This is a genomic window from Undibacterium sp. Ji42W (assembly GCF_049340405.1).
GTDB lineage: Bacteria > Pseudomonadota > Gammaproteobacteria > Burkholderiales > Burkholderiaceae_D > Undibacterium.
Map to the genome: position 1 here is coordinate 1 of NZ_JBMPOV010000057.1, position 441 is coordinate 441.

The window sequence follows — 441 nt, forward strand, 5'->3', positions numbered from 1 at the left end:
TCGCGCAATGCTCAGGTGTCACCAATAACGGTGCCTATGCCACAGCCTTGCAACAAATGAGTCTGTCTGGCGGCGTATTCAAAGGTGGCGACCTTGCTGGCCCAGCGACCCAGACCAAACTGGCAACAGCAGGTGGCACGGTAGAAGCAACGCTGAAAGGCACAGCTACCAGCCCAGGCATCGTCAGCGCCAATTACGGTAATGGCAAAACCCTGGCCTTTGGCTTTGACTGGAACGACACACTGGCAGCACAGGCCAACGAAAGCCGCTGGCCACTCATGATCAAGCAAGGTCTCGATTACCTGACTCCCGCAGCCGCAGATTTGAATGCACTGTTGCCAGGCGACATCAGCACGCTGACCAGCACTATTACCAATGCCGGTGCCGCCCAGCCTGTACGCATCGTCCAAAGCCTGCCTGCCGGTTCTGTGGTCAAAGCAA

Annotated in this window: 1 protein-coding gene; it reads left to right on the top strand. The window is 57.1% G+C overall.

What is annotated here, in order from left to right:
* Positions 1–441, top strand: a 441-nt coding sequence (locus tag ACO0LG_RS29575) for a hypothetical protein (RefSeq protein ID WP_423032205.1), incomplete at both ends; no start/stop codon positions are given.